We start from the raw sequence: 19,560 nt of genomic DNA, 5'->3' as shown, positions 1-19,560 counted from the left end.
GTCAGGCTGCGGGGGAGGCGAGGGCCGGGGCGCGCCGGGCCATGTCCATCACGTACTGGCCGTAGCTGGACGAGCCGAGCTCGGCACCGAGCGCGTACGCCTGGTCGGGCGTGATGAACCCCATGCGCAGCGCGATCTCCTCCACGCACGCGATCCGCTCGCCCTGGCGCTGCTCCAGGAGCTGGACGTACTGCCCGGCCTGGAGGAGCGAGTCGTGGGTGCCCATGTCCAGCCAGGCGAAGCCGCGGCCCAGCTCGTTGAGCCTGGCCCGGCCCTGGGCCAGGTAGGCGTTGTTGATGTCGGTGATCTCCAGCTCGCCGCGCGCCGACGGGCTCAGGCCGCGGGCGATCTCCACCACGTCGCTGTCGTACATGTACAGGCCCGTGACGGCGAGGTTGGAACGGGGCCGGCGGGGCTTCTCCGCCAGCGACACCAGGCGGCCGGACGCGTCGATCTCGGCCACCCCGTACCGCTGCGGGTCCTGCACCGGGTAGCCGAACAGCTCGCAGCCGTCCAGCCGGTCCATGGCCGTGGCGAGGAGGGTGGAGAAGCCGGGGCCGTGGAAGACGTTGTCGCCGAGGATCAGCGTCACCGGGCCGTCGCCGATGTGCTCCTCGCCGATCAGGAACGCCTCCGCGATGCCGCGGGGCTCCTCCTGCTCGGCGTAGTCCAGGCTGATGCCGAGCCGTGAACCGTCGCCCAGCAGGGAACGGAACATCTCCAGGTGGTCCTTGGCGGCGATGAGCTGGATGTCCCGGATGCCCGCCAGCATCAGCACCGACAGCGGGTAGTAGATCATGGGCTTGTCGTAGACGGGCAGGATCTGCTTGGACAGCGTGCCCGTCAGCGGACGCAGCCGGGTGCCGCTGCCGCCCGCCAGGACGATGCCCTTCATCGGCCGCCCCGGGGGCCTGGCCGGCGCGAGGGGCGTGGGCTGGTTCATCGGGTGGCCTCCAAAGCGTCACGGACCGCGGCGATGACACTCGCCACGTCGTCGTCGGACAACTGCGGCCCCATCGGCAGGCTCAGGACCTCCGCCGCCAGCCGCTCGCACAGCGGCAGGGCCCCGTCGTGGGCGCCCGCGTACGCGGGGGAGCGGTGCACGGGGACCGGGTAGTGCACCAGGGTCTCGACCCCGGCGGCGGCGAGGGCCCGCTGGAGCGCGTCCCGCTCGCCGGTCCGGATCACGTACTGGTGCCACACCGGCCGCGCCCACGTCTCGACGGCCGGCGGGGTCAGGCCGGGCAGCCCGGCCAGCTCCTCGGTGTAGCGGCGGGCGATGGCCGCGCGGCGGGCGTTCCAGGCGTCGAGCAGCGGCAGCTTGACGGCGAGGACCGCGGCCTGCATCTCGGCGAGCCGGGAGTTGGTGCCCAGCTCCTCGTGCTCGTACTTGCGGCGGGAGCCGTAGTTGCCCAGCAGCCTGATCCGGGCGGCGAGTTCGGGGTCGTTGGTGACGACGGCGCCGCCGTCGCCGAGCGCCCCGAGGTTCTTGCCCGGGTAGAAGCTGAACGCCGCCGCGTACCCCGAGCCGATCCTCCGGCCCCGGTAGCGGGCGCCGTGCGCCTGCGCCGCGTCCTCCACGACGTACAGGCCCCGCCGGGCGGCGACCTCCGTGACGGCGTCCAGGTCGACCGGGTGGCCGTAGGTGTGCACCGGCATGATCGCCTTGGTGCGCGGAGTGCAGGCCGCGTCGATCCGGTCCGGGTCGATCAGGAACGTCCCGGGGGCCGGTTCCACCGGCACGGGCCGGGCGCCGACCGCGGATACGGCCAGCCACGTCGCGATGAACGTGTGGCCGGGCACCACGACCTCGTCGCCCGGGCCGACCCCGAGCGCCCGCAGCGTCAGCTCCAGGGCGGCCAGCCCGGTGCCGGTGCCCACGCAGTGCGAGGCGCCGCAGTAGGCGGCGAACGCCGCCTCGAACGCTTCGAGTTCGGGCCCCAGCAGGTAGCGGCCGGAGGCGGCGACCCGCAGCAGCGCGGCCTCGACGTCGTGGCGCACCTCGTCCGCCGCGTGCAGGTCGCGCAGGTCGTGGAACGCGACGCGGCGGGCGGCGTGGGGGGCGGCGTGGGGGGCCGTGGCGGTGCTCACAGCAGGCCCTCCGCGTCACGCAGGAACGAGTCGTAGTCCCGGTAGTAGTCGCTCTCGTCGTAGTGGCAGGACGCCAGGACGAGCCCGACCGCGCCGGCCGAGAAGTCGCTCAGGTTCCGCCAGACCATCGGCCCCACGTACAGCCCGGTGCCCGGACGGTCCAGCCGGATCGCCTGACGCGTCCGGCCGTCGTCGATCGTCAGCGTGAAGCTGCCGTGCACGGCGATGATGAGCTGCTCCAGCTCGCGGTGGGCGTGCGCGCCGCGCGAGGAGCCGACGTCGAGGTCGTGCAGGTAGTAGACGCGCTCGATCTTGAACCCGGCGGTCCACTCCGACTCGACGACGGACAGGCTGCCCCGCTCGTCCTTGTGCTGTTCCAGATCGATCAGGCGGCAGGGCTTGATCCGGCCCACGGCCGTCGCGGTCGTCCCGGCGGTAGTCGCTGTTGACATGACAGTCCTTCAGCTACGCACGACGCGCACGGGCAGGTGGCGGGCCGTGAGCTGGTCGGCCTCGTAGAACTCCACCTTGTCGTGGTGGATCTCGTACGACGCGAAACGGTCCAGGGCCAGGTTCAGGAAGACCTTCGCCTCCATCCGGGCCAGGAACGCGCCGAGGCAGTGGTGGATGCCGTGGCCGAACGCCATGTGCTTGTTCGCCTCGCGCCGGATGTCGAAGACGTCCGGGTCGGGGAACTGCTCGGCGTCGCGGTTGGCCGACTGGCTCCAGGCGATGACCATCTGGCCGGCCTTCATGGGGTGGCCGAGGATCTCCGTGTCCTCCTTGACCAGCCGGAAGATGTTGTTGAACGGGCTGCGGTAGCGCAGCGTCTCCTCGATCGCGCCGGGGATGAGCGAACGGTCCGCCCGCAGGTCCGCGAGGGCCTGCGGGTTCTCGTCCAGCACGAGGAAGAGGTTGCTCAGCAGGGTGGCGCTGGAGATGTGGCCCGCCGTCAGCAGCAGCGCGACGATGTTGACGATCTCCTCGTCGGTGAGCCTGCGGCCCTCCACCTCCGACTCGATCAGGCCGCTCATCAGGTCGTCGGCCGGCTTCTCACGCTTCTCGGCGATCTTCGCGTACAGGTAGGCCGCCCACTCCTTGATGGCCGGGCCCATCGTCTCCGCGAAGTCGTCGGGGAGGTTCGGGTACTCCATGCCCTCGTTGTTGAGGATCACGTCGACCCACTCGCGGAACAGGTCCTGGTCCTCGGCCGGCACCCCGAGCAGCTCGGCGATCATCGTCACCGGCAGCGGGTACGCCAGGTCCTTGACGACGTCGATCTCGGTCCGGTCGCCCAGGGCGTCCAGCAGGTCGCGGGTGATCTCCTCGATGCGCGGCTCCAGCTTCTGCATCCGGCGCGGCGTGAACGCCTGGCTGACCAGCTTGCGCAGCGGGCCGTGCCGGGGCGGGTCGATCCCGCCGAAGGTGCCCGGCCCCATCAGCAGCTTCAGCTCCTCCGGCACCGGGAAGACCGGCGAGAAGTCGGAGGAGAAGAGCTGGGGGTTGGTGGAGACGGTGAGGTAGTCCTCGTAGCGGAACACCTGCCAGGCGAACCGCGTCGAGTCGTAGAACACCGGAGCCTCCGCGCGCGCCCGGGCGAACCACTCCAGCAGCTCCCGGGCACCGGCGCCGTCGGGCTGCGCCAGCGGGTGCGGCGGTGGCGTCTCGTCCTGGACGGCCTCGGCGGCGGCCTCGGCGGCTTCGGCGGTCTGTGTCGTCATCTCGGCTTCCTTCGGGACAGGAGGGCTGGTGGCTGATGCGTGGGGCCGGGGTGTTGCCTCGCCGGCCGGGGCCGAGCAGCGCGAGGTCCACGGGGCGTCACGACACCAGAGCCGCAACGCCCCGGTACGCGAGCCCCGTCACCGCCCCGGGGGCCCGGGGGCCCGGGGGCCCGGGGGGCTGGGGGCCTGGGTGGCCCAGTGGTCCAGAGGCCCCGTGGCCCTGGAGTGTGACGGGCGCGGGGGGCCTGCCGTGTTACGGGGCGACGGGGGTGAGGAGGGCTTCGACCGCGTCGGCGGCGGCCACCGGGCCGCCCGCGGCCTCGATCTCGCGGCGCAGTCGCGCCACACCGGCCCGGATCGCGTCGTCGGCGACGACCGACAGGGCGGTCTCGCGGATCAGCTCGGGCGAGATGTCCTTGCGCAGGATCTTGGCGCCCACGCCCAGCTCCACCGCCCGGTTGGCGGTGGCGTGCAGCTCCGCCATCTGCGGCACGCAGATCACCGGCACGTTCTCGGAGACGCACTGGAGGACCGTGCTCGTACCACCGTGGTTGATCATCAGCGCGGCATGCGGCAGCACCGCGCCCTGCGGGACGAACCTGTGCACCTGGATGTGCGGCGGGACCTCACCGAGCTCGCCCTCGGCGACACCGCCCGCGTGTGCGATCACCACGTCCCACTCGACGTCCGCGAACGCCTCGACACAGGCGCGGAAGAACTCCGGCTGCTTGTTGTAGAGCGTGCCCAGGGTGATCAGCACCAGGGGACGGCCGCTCGCCGGCGCCTCCCAGTCACCGTGGAAGCTGTTCGCGCTCGTGCACGGCCCGACGAAGTTGACCTCCTCGCCGAACGTGTCCCCCGCGTACTGGAACGCCTTCGGCAGGTACACCAGCGCCGGGCCCGAGTGCACCTCGGCCGCGAAGTCGCCGATGCTCTTGTCCACGCCCTGCGCCGCCATCAGCTCGGAGATGCGCCCGAACAGCGCCCCCGTCTCCGGGTCCTCGGCCTGCTCCTCGGCCGGGTCGACCGGCGGGTGCAGCGACCAGTGCTCGTTGGCGACGTACGTCGGAGTCGAACGGATGACCGGGATGTCCCACTTCGCCCCCAGGATGTGCCCGCTCCAGAACGACGACGGGTCGCACACGAACACGTCCGGGCGGTGCTCGTCGAAGTGCCGCTCGAATGCCGGCAGCGTCTGCTCGGTGAGATCGAGCATCCACTTCATCATGTTCACGAACTCGTCCTGGTCCGTGTACGCGTCGGAATCCTGCTGCGGCACCATGGTGGCCAGGAACCGGTCCTCGTCCAGCGGATACGGAAGCAGTTCCGCACCCGTCGCGAGCACCCGCTCGGCATAATTCTCCGACAGCGCGTAGGTCACCCGGTGCCCGCGCGCGACGAGCTCCCGCGCCACGGACAGCGTCGGATTCACATGCCCTGCCGCGGGAAGAATGAAGAAGGCGATATGCGCCATCGAGGCAGCCTTTCGGGGCGAGCTTTTCGGGGCGGACAAACGGAAATTACGAGCCATCCACAGGTCGGCGCAAGGGGCGACCTGACATAGTCTCCGCGGCCGCGTCGCGCACCCAATTCCCAGGCACTGCCGCGACTTGACACACTCACCGGAAATTTCGGGGCGGCATCCCCGCTCCTCGTGTTGGCTGGCAAGGTCCGCGCACAGAGGAGATTCAGCCATGCCCTGCCCCCATGGTGAGGAACCGCGCACCTTCCCGTTCAGCGACCGGATCGACTTCGGGCTCGACCCCGAATACGCCGCCCTGCGCGCCCACGAGCCCGTCGTGCGCGTCACCATGCCCTACGGCGGCCAGGCCTGGCTCCTCACCCGGCACGCCGACGTGAAGAAGGCGTCCACCGACCCCCGCCTGAGCATGCACGCCGCCGCCGACTGGGACGTGCCGCGCGCCGCCCCCCGGGCGCTCGACTCCGTCGGCCTCATGGGCATGCCGCCCGAGGCCCACGCCCGGCTGCGCCGCATGGTGTCCCGCGCCTTCACCGCCCGCCGCGTCGCCGACCTGCGCCCCCGCATCGCCGAGATCACCCACGGCCTGATCGACGGACTCGTCGCCCACGGCGGTCCCGCCGACCTCGTCGACCGGCTCGCCCTGCCCCTGCCGACCGCCGTCATCTGCGAAATGCTCGGCATCCCCCAGGCCGACCAGCACATCTTCCGGGACTTCACCGAAGCCCTGATGTCCGCCACCCGCTACACCGAGGAGCAGGTCGCCCAGGCCTGCGAGGAGTTCGCCGACTACCTGCGGGGCTACGTCGCCATGCGCCGCGAGCACCCGGAGGACGACCTGCTCAGCGCCCTCGTCCAGGCACACGACGACGGCGAGACCCTCACCGAGAACGAACTGCTGATGCTCACCGGCGGCCTGCTCGTGGGCGGCCACGAGACCACCGCCCACCAGCTCGCCGGCCATGTCGCCATCCTCCTGTCGGACCGCAGCCGCTACGAACTGCTCGTCGCCCGGCCCGAGCTCATACCCGCCGCGGTGGAGGAACTCCTGCGGTTCGTGCCCCTGTGGGCCAGCACCGGGCCCAGCCGGGTCGCCACCGAGGACATCGAAATCGGCGGCGTCACCATCCGCGCCGGAGAGGCGGTGGTCTATTCACTCGCCTCCGCCAACCGCGACGAGACCGTATTCGAGCGCGCGGACGAGGTCGTGCTCGACCGTCCCAGCAACCCGCACATGGCCTTCGGCCAGGGACCGCATTTCTGCCTCGGCGCACCACTCGCTCGAGCGGAACTCCAGTGCTCGCTCGAGGCACTGACGAGCAGACTGCCCGGACTGCGCCTCGCCGTACCGGAGGAGAAACTCACCTGGCACGGCGAGATGCTCGTCCGCGGACTCGTCGAACTCCCCGTGGAGTGGTGAATCACTGAGCCGCCGCCGGCGCGCTTTCCCTTCTGTCTTCCCGCTCGTTCTCTTGGTAATGGAGATTCCATGATCGACAACGGCAATGGCATCGGTTCCGACAATGACATCGCCGTCGTCGGAATGTCGTGCCGACTCCCCGGAGCCGCCACGGTCGAGGAATTCTGGCAACTCCTGCGCCAGGGCCGGAACACCGTTTCCCGGCAGGACAACGGGCACTGGAGGGCAGCCCTCACCGACCACGGCTCGTTCGACGCCGAATTCTTCGGCATGACCGGCCGGCAGGCCGCCGCCACCGACCCCCAGCAGCGCCTCGTCCTCGAACTCGGCTGGGAGGCCCTCGAACACGCCGCCATCGTCCCCGCCCGGCTGGCCGGCACCCGCACCGGTGTCTTCGTCGGCGTCGCCTCCGACGACTGGGCCGCCCTCACCGGCGCCACCTCCACCGAGCCCGACGGCCACACCGCCGCCGGCCGCCACCGGGCCATGACCGCCAACCGGCTCTCCCACCACCTCGGGCTGCGCGGCCCCAGCATCGCCGTCGACAGCGCCCAGTCGTCCTCCCTCGTCGCCGTCCACCTCGCCTGCGAAAGCCTGCGGCGCGGCGAGAGCGACCTGGCCCTCGCCGCCGGCGTCAACCTGATCCTCAGCGACGACAGCACCATCGTCATGGACCGCATGGGCGCCCTCTCGCCCGACGGCCGCTGCTACACCTTCGACGCCCGCGCCAACGGATACGTCCGCGGCGAGGGCGGCGCCGTCGTCGTCCTCAAACCACTGCGCCGCGCCCTCGCCGACGGCGACCGCGTGCACGCCGTCATCAAGGGCTCCGCCGTCAACAACGACGGCGGCGGCCCCAGCCTCACCACCCCGGACCGCGACGCCCAGGAAGCCGTGCTGCGCCAGGCGCACGAAGCCGCCGGCCTGACGCCCGACCACATCGGGTACGTCGAACTCCACGGCACCGGCACGCGCGCCGGCGACCCCGTCGAAGCCGCCGCCCTCGGCGCCGCCCTCGCCACCCGCCGCACCCCCGGCACCCCGCCCCTCAGCGTGGGCTCCGCCAAGACCAACGTCGGTCACCTCGAAGCGGCGGCGGGCATCGTCGGCCTGCTGAAGACCGTGCTCTCCGTACGGGAAGGGGAACTGCCGCCGACCCTGAACCACCGCTCGGCCCACCCCGGCATACCGCTCGACGAGCTGAACCTGAAGGTCCAGACGCAGCTCACCCCGTGGACCGAACCCGAGGGCCGCCGGCGCGCCGCCGGCGTCTCGTCGTTCGGCATGGGCGGCACGAACGCACACGTGGTGGTCGAGCAGGCGCCGGCGGTGGAGGACGTCCCGGCGGGGGACGTGGTGCTGCCGGTGGTTCCGTTGGTGGTGTCGGCGAAGTCGTCGGCGGCGTTGCGTGAGCAGGCTGAGCGGGTGCGTGCGCTGCGTGGGCCGGGGTTGCTGGATGTGGGGTTCAGTCTGGCGGCGGGGCGTTCGGTGTTCGAGCACCGGAAGGTGTTCGTGGGGGACGTCGAGGTGGATGGCGTCGCGTCCGGTGGTGCTGGTCGGACGGTGCTGGTGTTCCCGGGTCAGGGGACGCAGTGGGTGGGTATGGGTGCCCGGTTGCTGGCGGAGTCGCCGGTGTTCGCGGCTCGGTTGAAGGAGTGCGGGCGGGCGTTGGCGCCGTTCGTGGACTTCGACCTGGTGGAGCTGGTGCGCGAGGGCGGTGCGCTGGATCGGGTGGATGTGATTCAGCCGGTGACGTGGGCGGTGATGGTGTCGCTCGCGGAGTTGTGGCGGTCGTTGGGTGTCGTTCCCGATGCGGTGATCGGTCATTCGCAGGGTGAGATCGCCGCGGCGGCTGTGGCGGGTGCCCTTTCGCTGGAGGACGCGGCCCGGGTCGTCGCCCTGCGTGCTCAGGTCATTGGGCGTGAGCTGGCCGGGCTGGGCGGTATGGCGTCGATTCCGCTGCCGCGTACGGAGGTGGAGGCGCGGCTCACGGAGTGGGCCGGGCGCTTGGACATCGCTGCCGTCAACGGCCCGAAGTCCACGGTCATCTCCGGTGACGCGGAGGCGATCGTGGAGTTCGTCGCCGCGTGCCAGGCGGAGGACATCCGGGCCCGCCAGGTCCCCGTCGACTACGCCTCGCACTCCGCGCACGTGGAGCGGATCGAGGCGGAGCTGCTCGAAGTTCTCGCCCCGATCACCCCCCGGGCTTCGGAGGTTCCGTTCTACTCGACGGTCGACGGTTGCCTGATCGACACGTCGACTGTCGGCGCCTCGTACTGGTACCGGAACCTGCGTCAGACCGTCCGTTTCGAGGACACCGTCCGTGCCCTGCTCGACCAGGGCTTCACCACCTTCGTGGAGTCCAGCGCCCACCCGGTGCTGACCATCGGCATCCAGGAGACCGCCGATGTCGTTGCCGTGGGCTCGCTCAAGCGCGACGACGGGGGCCTGGAGCGGTTCCTGACCTCGGCGGCCGAGCTGTTCGTGGCCGGGGTGAACGTCGACTGGGCCGCGCTGTTCGAGGGCACCGGTGCCCGGCACGTGGACCTGCCCACGTACGCCTTCCAGCGCTCCCACTACTGGCTCGACACCGTCACGGACACGCCGAGCGCGGCCACGGCGCCGACCGTGAGCGCCGAGCTGCGCGACGAGGGCCACGTCCTCGATCTCGTACGGCAGCACACCGCCGCGCTCGTGGGCCTGACGGCCGCCAGCGTGGACGTGGACGCCACCTTCAAGTCCCTGGGATACGAGTCGGTCACGGGCGTCGAGCTGCGCAACCGGCTGCGGGCGGCCACCGGGCTCCCGGTGCCGACCACGCTCATCTACGACTGCCCGACGCCGCGCGCCGTCGTGCGCCTCGTCCTCGACCTCGCCCAGGAGGACACGGGCGCCCTGGCGCAGCCTGCCGCCGCTCCGGCCGCCGCTCCCGTCGCCTCGGCGGCCGACGAGGACGACGCCGTGGCGATCGTCGGCATGGCGTGCCGCTTCCCCGGCGGGGTGGACTCGCCCGAGGCGCTGTGGGAGCTGGTGTCGTCCGGCACGGACGCGGTCTCGCCGTTCCCGGCAGACCGGGGCTGGGACATCGACGGGCTGTACGACGAGGACCCGGACGCCCCGGGCCGCACCTACGTCCGCGAAGGCGGCTTCCTGCACGACGCGGCCGAGTTCGACGCCGAGTTCTTCGGCATCTCGCCGCGCGAGGCGCTCGCCATGGACCCGCAGCAGCGGCTGCTGCTGGAGACCAGTTGGGAGGCGCTGGAGCGGGCCGGCATCGACCCGCGTACCCTGCACGGCGCACAGGCCGGTGTCTTCGTCGGCGCGATGACCCAGGAGTACGGCCCGCGCCTGTACGAGCACGCCCAGGGTTCCGAGGGCTACCTGCTCACCGGCCAGACCGCCAGCGTCATGTCCGGGCGCATCGCCTACACCCTGGGCATCGAGGGCCCGGCGGTCACGATCGACACGGCCTGCTCTTCGTCGCTGGTCGCCCTGCACCTGGCCGCCCAGTCGCTGCGCGCGGGCGAGTGCGACCTCGCGCTCGCCGGCGGGGCGGCCGTGATGGCGAGCCCCGGCATGTTCGTGGAGTTCTCGCGGCAGCGCGGACTGGCGACCGACGGCCGCAGCAAGGCGTTCGCGGACGGTGCCGACGGCACCAGTTGGGCGGAGGGCGTCGGCGTGCTCCTGGTGGAGCGGCTGTCCGACGCACGTCGCCGGGGCCACAAGGTCCTCGCCGTGCTGCGCGGCTCGGCCGTCAACCAGGACGGCGCGAGCAACGGCCTGACCGCCCCCAACGGCCCCTCCCAGCAGCGGGTCATCCGATCCGCGCTCAGCAGCGCCGGGCTCGCCCCGGCAGACGTGGACGCGGTCGAGGCGCACGGCACCGGCACCCGGCTCGGTGACCCGATCGAGGCGCAGGCGCTGCTCGCCACGTACGGCAAGGGGCGCGACGCCGAGCGGCCGCTGTGGCTGGGTTCCCTGAAGTCGAACATCGGGCACGCGCAGGCGGCGGCCGGTGTCGGCGGTGTCATCAAGATGGTCAAGGCCATGGAGCACGGCGTGCTCCCGCAGACCCTGCACGTCGACGCCCCGTCGTCCCGTGTCGACTGGGACGCGGGTGCCGTGTCGCTGCTCACGGAGCGCCGGGACTGGCCCGAAACGGGCCGGCCCAGGCGGGCGGCGGTGTCGTCGTTCGGCGTGAGCGGCACCAACGCGCACGTGATCCTGGAACAGGCGCCGGCGGTCGAGGACGCCCCGGCCGGGGATCTGGTGCTTCCGGTCGTTCCGTTGGTCGTTTCCGGTCGTTCCGATGCCGCTCTGCGGGCACAGACGGCCCGGCTGCGGACGCACATGGAGGCGGCTCCGGGTCTGCGGACGCTGGACGTGGGGTTCAGCCTGGTGGCCGGGCGTTCGGTGTTCGAGCACCGGAAGGTGTTCGTGGGGGACGTCGAGGTGGATGGCGTCGCGTCCGGTGGTGCTGGTCGGACGGTGCTGGTGTTCCCGGGTCAGGGGACGCAGTGGGTGGGCATGGGTGCCCGGTTGCTGGGGGAGTCTCCGGTGTTCGCGGCTCGGTTGGAGGAGTGCGGGCGGGCTTTGGCGCCGTTCGTCGACTTCGACCTGGTCGAGCTCGTGCGCGAGGGCGGGGCGCTGGACCGGGTGGACGTGATCCAGCCGGTGACGTGGGCGGTGATGGTGTCGCTCGCGGAGTTGTGGCGGTCGTTGGGTGTCGTTCCCGATGCGGTGATCGGTCACTCGCAGGGTGAGATCGCCGCGGCGGCTGTGGCGGGTGCCCTTTCGCTGGAGGACGCGGCCCGGGTCGTCGCCCTGCGTGCTCAGGTCATCGGGCGTGAGCTGGCCGGGCTGGGCGGTATGGCGTCGATCCCCCTGCCGCGTACGGAGGTGGAAGCGCGTCTCACGCAGTGGGCCGGCCGCTTGGACATCGCTGCCGTCAACGGCCCGAAGTCCACGGTCATCTCCGGTGACGCGGAGGCGATCGTGGAGTTCGTCGCCGCGTGCCAGGCGGAGGACATCCGGGCCCGTCAGGTGCCCGTCGACTACGCCTCCCACTCCGCGCATGTGGAGCGGATCGAGGCGGAGCTGCTTGAGGTCCTGGCTCCCATCGCTCCCCGAAGTGCCGCCATTCCGTTCTACTCGACGGTCGACGGTTGCCTGATCGACACGTCGACTGTCGGCGCCTCGTACTGGTACCGCAACCTCCGTCAGACCGTCCGTTTCGAGGACACCGTCCGTGCCCTTCTCGACCAGGGCTTCACCACGTTCGTGGAGTCCAGCGCCCATCCGGTGCTGACCATCGGCATCCAGGAGACCGCCGATGTGGTTGCCGTGGGCTCGCTCAAGCGCGACGACGGGGGCCTGGAGCGGTTCCTGACGTCTGCGGCCGAGCTGTTCGTGGCCGGGGTGGACGTCGACTGGGCCGCGCTGTTCACCGGTACCGGTGCCCGGCACGTCGATCTGCCCACGTACGCCTTCCAGCGCTCCCACTACTGGCTGGAGCCCTCCGCCCCCGCACCCGCCTCCGCTCCCGGTGACGCCGCGTCCGTCGACTCCTGGCGTTACCGCGTCACGTGGAAGAACCTGGGCCGGGCCGACGGGCTCGTGCTCACCGGCCGCTGGCTGGTCGTCGCCCCCGAGGGGGTGGCCACGCACGACGTGGAGGCAGCCCTCGACCGCCACGGCGCCGGGGCGGACGTCCTGACCGTCGACCCCGCCTCCGTACGGCGCGAGGAGTTCGCCGCGCACCTCACGGGCGGGACGTGGGAGGGCATCCTGTCGCTCCTCGGCCTGGCGTCCGGGCCCCAGGCGCTCACGTCCTCGCTCGCCCTGGTGCAGGCGGTGGCCGACGCCGGGGGCGAGGCGCGGCTGTGGTCCGTCACCCGAGGTGCCGTGGCCGTCGCGCCGGGGGAGGTGCCCGAGGACACCGGCGCCCAGCTCTGGGCGTTCGGCCGGGTCGCCGCGCTGGAACTGCCCTCCCTGTGGGGCGGGTCGGTCGACCTGCCCGCCGAGGCCGACGCCGCCGCCCTCGACCGGCTCGTGGCGACCCTCGCGGGTACCGAGGACCAGGTCGCGGTGCGGGCGTCGGGGACGTACGGCCGGAGGGTCGTGCGCGCCGACGGCGGCCGGGCCCGGCGCACCTACACCCCGCGCGGCACCGTCCTGGTCACCGGCGGCACCGGCGCCCTCGGCGCCCACGTCGCCCGCTGGCTCGTGGACAACGGGGCCGAGCACGTCGTGCTGACGAGCCGCCGAGGTACCCAGGCGCCCGGCGCGCGGGAACTCGCCGACGAACTGCGCCGGTCCGGCGCCGAGGTCACCCTCGTGGCCTGTGACGTCTCCGACCGGGACGCGCTGGCCGCCCTCGTCGAGGCACATCCGCCGACCGCCGTGTTCCACACCGCCGGCGTTCTCGCCGACGGCCTCCTCGGCACCCTGGACGCCGGCTCCTTCGCCACCGTACGCGCCCCCAAGGCCGACGCCGCACGGCACCTCGACGAGCTGACCCGTGGCCTGGACCTGGACGCGTTCGTGCTCTTCTCGTCCGTCACCGGCACCTGGGGCAACGGCGGCCAGGCCGCCTACGCGGCCGCGAACGCCTCGCTGGACGTCCTCGCGGAACAGCGCCGTGCCGAGGGCCTGCCCGCCACCTCCGTGGCCTGGGGGCTGTGGGGCGGCGGCGGCATGGCCGAGGGCGCGGGCGAGGAGAGCCTCGGCCGGCGCGGCATCGGCGCGATGGAGCCCGACGACGGCATCGAGGCGCTACGCCGGGCCCTGGACCGGGACGACACGTGCGTCACGGTGGTGGACGTCGACTGGGCGCAGTTCGCGCCGCGCACGGCCGCCCTGCGCACCGTCTCGCTCTTCGACACGGTTCCGGAGGCCAGGCGGGCGCTGGAGGCCGGGCAGCGGGCGGTGTCGACGTCCGGGAGCAGCGAGCTGCGCGACCGCGTCGAGTCGCTGCCCGAGGCCGAGCGCACCCGGGTGCTCCTGGAGCTGGTCCGCTCGGAGGCGGCCGCCGTCCTGCGGCACCCCACCACCGACGCCCTGCGGCCCGAACGTGCCTTCAAGGACGCCGGCTTCGACTCGCTGACCTCGCTCGAACTGCGCAACCGCCTCAACGCCGCGACGGGGCTCAAGCTCCCCGCGACCGTCGTCTTCGACCACCCGAACCCCGCCGCGCTCGCCGCCTTCGTCCGCGACGGCCTCCTCCGCGACGGCCTCACCGGCGCCGCACCCGCCACCGTCCGGGCCGTGGCCGAGGCGGGCTCCGCCGACGCCGACGACCCGGTCGTGATCGTCGGCATGGCGTGCCGCTTCCCCGGCGGTGCCGACACCCCCGAGGCGCTGTGGGACCTGCTGGTCGCCGAGCGCGACGTCATCGGCGAACCGCCCACCGACCGGGGCTGGGACTTCGACGAGATCTACGACGACGACCCCGAGTCCGGCCGGCGCGGCACCACCTACGTACGGCAGGGCGGCTTCCTGCACGAGGCGGCCGAGTTCGACGCGGAGTTCTTCGGGATCTCGCCGCGCGAGGCCGTCGTCATGGACCCGCAGCAGCGGCTGCTGCTGGAGACGAGCTGGGAGGCGCTGGAACGGGCGGGCATCGACCCCCTCACCCTGCGGGGCAGCCGCACCGGCGTCTACGCCGGGCTGACCCACCAGGAGTACGCCTCCCGGCTGCACGAGGCCCCCGAGGAGCACGAGGGTTACCTGCTCACCGGCAAGTCCGCGAGCGTCGTCTCCGGCCGTATCTCCTACGTACTGGGCCTGGAAGGCCCCTCCGTCTCCGTCGACACGGCGTGTTCGTCGTCGCTGGTCGCCCTGCACCTGGCCGCACAGGCGGTACGTGCGGGGGAGTGCGACCTGGCGCTCGCCGGCGGGGTCACGGTCATGGCGGCGCCCGGGCTGTTCGTGGAGTTCTCCCGGCAGCGCGGGCTGGCGGCCGACGGCCGCAGCAAGGCCTTCGCCGACTCCGCCGACGGCACGAGCTGGGCCGAGGGCGCGGGCATGGTGCTGGTGGAGCGGCTCTCCGACGCACGGCGCCGGGGCCACAAGGTCCTCGCCGTCATCCGTGGCGACGCGGTCAACCAGGACGGTGCGAGCAACGGCCTGACGGCGCCGAACGGGCCCTCGCAGGAACGCGTCATCGCCCAGGCCCTCGCCAACGCCGGGCTCGGCGTCGACGACGTGGACGTGGTCGAGGCGCACGGCACCGGCACCACGCTCGGCGATCCGATCGAGGCGCAGGCGCTGCTCGCCACCTACGGGCAGCGCACGGCCGGGGAGCCGTTGTGGCTGGGCTCGCTGAAGTCGAACATCGGCCACCCGCAGGCGGCGGCCGGTGTCGGCGGTGTCATCAAGATGGTCAAGGCCATGGAGCACGGGGTGCTCCCCAAGACACTGCACGTCGATGCCCCGTCGTCCCGTGTCGACTGGTCGACGGGTTCGGTGGAACTGCTCACCGAGCGCCGCGACTGGCCCGAGGTGGGCCGTGTGCGCCGCGCGGGTGTCTCGGCCTTCGGCGTGAGCGGCACCAACGCGCACGTGATCCTGGAGGAGCCCCCGGCGACGCCCGCACCGGACGCCCCCGAACGGCGGCTGCCCGTGGTGCCGGTCATCGTGTCCGGCAAGTCCGGAGCCGCCCTGCACAAGCAGGCCGAAAGGCTCAGCGCCCACGTCGAGCACACCCCCGGGCTCGACCTGCTCGACATCGGCTTCACCCTCGCCGCGTCGCGCTCGGTGTTCGACCACCGTGCCGTCGTCCTGGCCTCCGGGACGGAGGAGATGCTCGCCAGGCTGGAGCGGTCCGCCGTGCACGGTGTCGCGTCCGGTGATGCGGGCCGGACGGTGCTGGTGTTCCCGGGCCAGGGGACGCAGTGGGTGGGTATGGGTGCCCGGTTGCTGGTGGAGTCCCCGGTGTTCGCGGCGAAGCTGGAGGAGTGCGGGCGGGCGTTGGCGCCGTTCGTGGACTTCGACCTGGTGGAGCTGGTCCGTGAGGGTGGCGCCCTGGACCGGGTGGATGTGATCCAGCCGGTGACCTGGGCCGTGATGGTGTCCCTTGCCGAACTGTGGCGGTCGTTGGGGGTCGTTCCCGATGCGGTGATCGGTCATTCGCAGGGTGAGATCGCCGCGGCGGCTGTGGCGGGTGCCCTTTCGCTGGAGGACGCGGCGAGGGTCGTGGCCCTGCGGGCGCAGGTCATCGGGCGTGAGCTGGCCGGGCTCGGGGGCATGGCGTCGATCCCGCTTCCTCTCGTCGAGGTGGCGTCCCGGCTCACGGAGTGGGCCGGCCGCCTGGACATCGCGGCGGTCAATGGCCCCAACTCCACGGTCATTTCCGGTGACGCGGACGCCATCGTCGAGTTCGTCACGTTGTGCCAGGCGGAGGACATCCGGGCGCGTCAGGTGCCGGTCGACTACGCCTCGCACTCGGCGCATGTGGAGCGGATCGAGGCGGAGCTGCTGGACGTCCTTGACCCGATCACGCCTCGAAGCGCCGCCATTCCGTTCTTCTCGACGGTTGACGGCGGCCTGATCGACACGTCCGCTGTCGGCGCCTCGTACTGGTACCGCAATCTCCGTCAGACCGTCCGTTTCGAGGACACCGTCCGTGCCCTTCTCGACCAGGGCTTCACCACCTTCGTGGAGTCCAGCGCCCACCCGGTGCTCACCATCGGCATCCAGGAGACCGCCGATGTCGTTGCCGTGGGCTCGCTCAAGCGCGACGACGGCAGCTTGGAGCGGTTCCTGACGTCTGCGGCCGAGCTGTTCGTGGCCGGGGTGGACGTCGACTGGGCCGCGCTGTTCACCGGTACCGGTGCCCGGCACGTCGATCTGCCCACGTACGCCTTCCAGCGCTCCCACTACTGGGCGCCCACCTCACCCGCCGGGATCGGCGACGCCGCGGCGGCCCGCTTCGGCATGGTGTGGGAGGACCACCCGCTGCTCGGCGGGGCGCTGCCGCTCGCCGCGTCGGGTGAGACGGTGCTGGCCGGGCGCGTCTCGCTCTCCGCCCATCCGTGGATCGCCGACCACGCCCTGTCCGGCCGTACGCTGCTGCCCGGCACCGCGTTCGTCGAACTCGCCCTGCACGCGGCATCGATCACCGGGTGCGCCGGAATCGACGAACTCGGCATCGAAGCGCCCCTCACCCTGCCCGAGCGCGGCTGGGTGCAGATCCAGGTCCGCGTAGGGGAACCGGACGCCGACGGGCGGCGCACCCTGGACCTGTACGCCCGGGAGGACCGCGCCGGGACCGCCGAGTGGGTCCGCCACTGCACGGCCGTGCTGGCACCCGCCGGCTCGGGCCGCCCGGCCGCCCCGGCGCCCTGGGCCACGGGCGCGGCCTGGCCGCCCGCCGAGGCGGAGCGCGTCGCGGCGGACGAGGTGTACGCGAGGTTCGCCGAACTCGGCTACGAGTACGGGCACACGTTCGCCGGCGTCGAGGCGGTGTGGCGGCGCGACGGCGAGGTGTTCGCCGACGTACGGCTGCCCGCGGCGGCCCGGCCCGGTGCCGCCTCCTACGGCATCCACCCGGCGCTCCTGGACGCGGCACTCCAGCCGTGGCTGGCCGGTGGCCTGCTCGACGTGCCCGACGAGTCGGTGCTGCTGCCGTTCGCCTGGCAGGGCATCACGCTCCACGCCTCCGGCGCGACGACACTGCGCGTCCGGCTCGCCCGCACGGGCGACGACGCGTTCTCCCTCCGGGCCGCCGACCCGGCCGGCAACGAGGTGCTGAGCCTCGACGCCCTCCTCATGCGGCCCCTGTCCCGCACCGGGCTCGACACCCTGCTCGGCGCGCCGAACACCGCCCTGCCGCTGTACCGGGTCGAGTGGACGCGCCACGACTCCGAGGACTGCGCCCCGACCGAGCGCATCGCCGTCATCGGCCGTCCCGTACCCGGCACCGACTGGGACCGTCACCCCGACCTCGCCGCCCTGGGCGACGCCGTCGACGCCGGTGCTCCCGTACCGGACGTCGTCATCGCCCTCGTCCAGGAACCGGCGCCGGGAACGGGGGAACCGGCGCGGGCGCCGTCCACCGCACCGGCGCCCGAGCGGGTCCGCCGGACCACCGCACGGGTGCTGACCCTGATGCGAGAGTGGCTTGCCGACGAGCGGTTCGCCGGTGCGCGGCTGGCGCTGGTGACCGAGGCCGCCGTCGACGCCGGGCCGGGCGAGGGCGTCGAGGGTCTCGACGGCGCCGCCGTGTGGGGCCTGGTGCGGTCCGCCCAGAGCGAGCACCCCGGCCGCTTCGTCCTGGTCGACGCCGACGCCGACGCGGTCTCCTTCGCCGCCCTGCCCGCCGCCCTCGACACGGGCGAGCCGCAGTTGGCGGTGCGCCACGGCGAACTGCGCACCCCCGCGCTCGCCCGCCGCACCGACGGTGGCGCCCGCACCGACGGTGGCGCCCGCACCGACGGTGGCGCCCGCACCGACGGCGCCCGCACCGACCGCGGCGGCCACTTCGGCGACGGCACCGTCCTGGTCACCGGGGCCACCGGCACCCTCGGCGGGCTGGTCGCCCGCCACCTGGTCGCCGCGCACGGGGTCCGCGACCTGCTGCTCGTCAGCCGCAGCGGCCCCGCCGCGCCCGGCGCCGGCACACTCGTACGCGACCTGGAGGAGGCGGGCGCCCACGTGGTGCTGGCCGCCTGCGACACCGCCGACCGCGACGCGCTCGCCGAACTGCTCGCCGGGCACCGGCTGTCGGCCGTCGTCCACGCGGCCGGCGTACTCGACGACGGGGCGCTGACCGCCCTGGACGCCGAGCGCCTGGCCGCCGTGCTGCGGCCCAAGGCCGACGCGGCCTGGAACCTGCACGAGCTGACCCGCGAGGCGGACCTGTCCGCGTTCGTGCTGTTCTCCGGCGCCGCCGGGCTGCTCGGCCGCCCCGGCCAGGCCAACTACGCCGCCGCCAACACCTACGTGGACGCGCTCGCCGCGCACCGCCGCGCCCTCGGCCTGCCCGCGCTGTCGCTGGCCTGGGGCCTGTGGGGCGAGGCGACCGGCATGACCGGCCACCTCTCCGAGACGGACCTGCGCCGGATGCGGCGCTCCGGCATCGCCCCCATGAGCAACGAGCAGGGCCTGGCGCTGTTCGACCGGGCCGTCGCCGGACAGGGCACCGACCCTCTGCTCGTACCGCTGCGGCTCGACACGGCCGCGCTCGGCCGTGAGCGCTCCGCACGCGGCGTCGAGGCGGTACCCGCCCTGCTCCGCCCGCTGGCGCCGGCCGCACCGGCCGCGGCCCCGCGCGCCGCCGCCGAGACCACGCCGCCCCAGGACACGGGCACGGGCCTGCGCGACCGGCTGGCCGCGCTGGAGGGCCCGGCCCGTGGCCGTGAACTGCTCACGCTCGTACGGACCGAGGTCGCCCACGTCCTCGGCCACAGCGGACCCGACGCGGTCGAGGCCACCCGCCCCTTCCGGGAGGCCGGCTTCGACTCGCTCACCGCGGTCGAGCTGCGCAACCGGCTCAACGCGGCCACCGGACTGCGCCTGTCCGCCGCCGTCGTCTTCGACCACCCCACGCCGCAGGCCCTCGCCGACCACGTGGGCGCCGAACTGGGCGCCGGGACGGCGGACCCCGAGGCCGCCGTACAGGCCGTGCTCGACGGCATCGACGCCCTGGAGGACGCGCTCGCCGCGCTGGCCGACGACGCCCGCCGCGACGCCGTGCACCGCAGGCTGACGGCGCTGCTCGCCGCCGTGGGCCCGGCGGAACGCATCCCGGCCGGGCTCGACGAGCGGTTCGACGAGCGGTTCGACTCGGCAGACGACGACGACCTTTTCGCCTTCATCGAGGAGCAGTTGTGACGGACGCGGACACC

7 protein-coding genes are annotated in these 19,560 nt (G+C 72.9%); 2 read left to right on the top strand and 5 right to left on the bottom strand.

All coding sequences use genetic code 11. The features are described from left to right. Window position 1: 1 nt before the first annotated feature. The 5 genes from rfbA to ACZ46W_RS32470 form a co-directional block, all read right to left on the bottom strand. On the bottom strand, window positions 2–895 hold the full coding sequence (gene rfbA, locus ACZ46W_RS32490) for a glucose-1-phosphate thymidylyltransferase RfbA (protein WP_468345611.1): 894 nt from the start codon (window positions 893–895) through the stop codon (window positions 2–4). A gap of 44 nt (window positions 896–939) precedes the next feature. Beyond that, complete coding sequence (locus tag ACZ46W_RS32485) at window positions 940–2,091, bottom strand: DegT/DnrJ/EryC1/StrS family aminotransferase (protein ID WP_468345454.1); 1,152 nt, start codon at window positions 2,089–2,091, stop codon at window positions 940–942. Then, the gene (locus ACZ46W_RS32480; protein WP_468345452.1) at window positions 2,088–2,543 is read right to left on the bottom strand and encodes a sugar 3,4-ketoisomerase; all 456 of its coding nucleotides are present in this window, start codon (window positions 2,541–2,543) and stop codon (window positions 2,088–2,090) included. Before ACZ46W_RS32480 ends, ACZ46W_RS32485 begins: the two co-directional genes overlap by 4 nt. Before the next feature lie 9 nt (window positions 2,544–2,552). Next, on the bottom strand, window positions 2,553–3,812 hold the full coding sequence (locus ACZ46W_RS32475; protein WP_468345450.1) for a cytochrome P450: 1,260 nt from the start codon (window positions 3,810–3,812) through the stop codon (window positions 2,553–2,555). A 253-nt stretch (window positions 3,813–4,065) separates the two neighbouring features. Beyond that, complete coding sequence (locus tag ACZ46W_RS32470) at window positions 4,066–5,286, bottom strand: macrolide family glycosyltransferase (protein ID WP_468345448.1); 1,221 nt, start codon at window positions 5,284–5,286, stop codon at window positions 4,066–4,068. Between the two features lie 220 nt (window positions 5,287–5,506). Here ACZ46W_RS32470 and ACZ46W_RS32465 point away from each other — a divergent pair, with 220 nt between their 5' ends. Both ACZ46W_RS32465 and ACZ46W_RS32460 read left to right on the top strand, forming a co-directional pair. Further along, window positions 5,507–6,712: a cytochrome P450 gene (locus tag ACZ46W_RS32465; protein WP_468345446.1), complete on the top strand. Its 1,206-nt coding sequence runs from the start codon at window positions 5,507–5,509 to the stop codon at window positions 6,710–6,712. Window positions 6,713–6,781: 69 nt separating this feature from the next. Further along, window positions 6,782–19,546, top strand: coding sequence for an SDR family NAD(P)-dependent oxidoreductase (locus ACZ46W_RS32460; RefSeq protein WP_468345444.1), 12,765 nt, complete (start codon window positions 6,782–6,784; stop codon window positions 19,544–19,546). Window positions 19,547–19,560: the final 14 nt, after the last annotated feature.

Source organism: Streptomyces sp. NPDC031064, assembly GCF_055570965.1.
The sequence above is the reverse complement of the archived record's forward strand: the minus strand, read 5'-3'. Positions and strand labels throughout refer to the sequence as shown.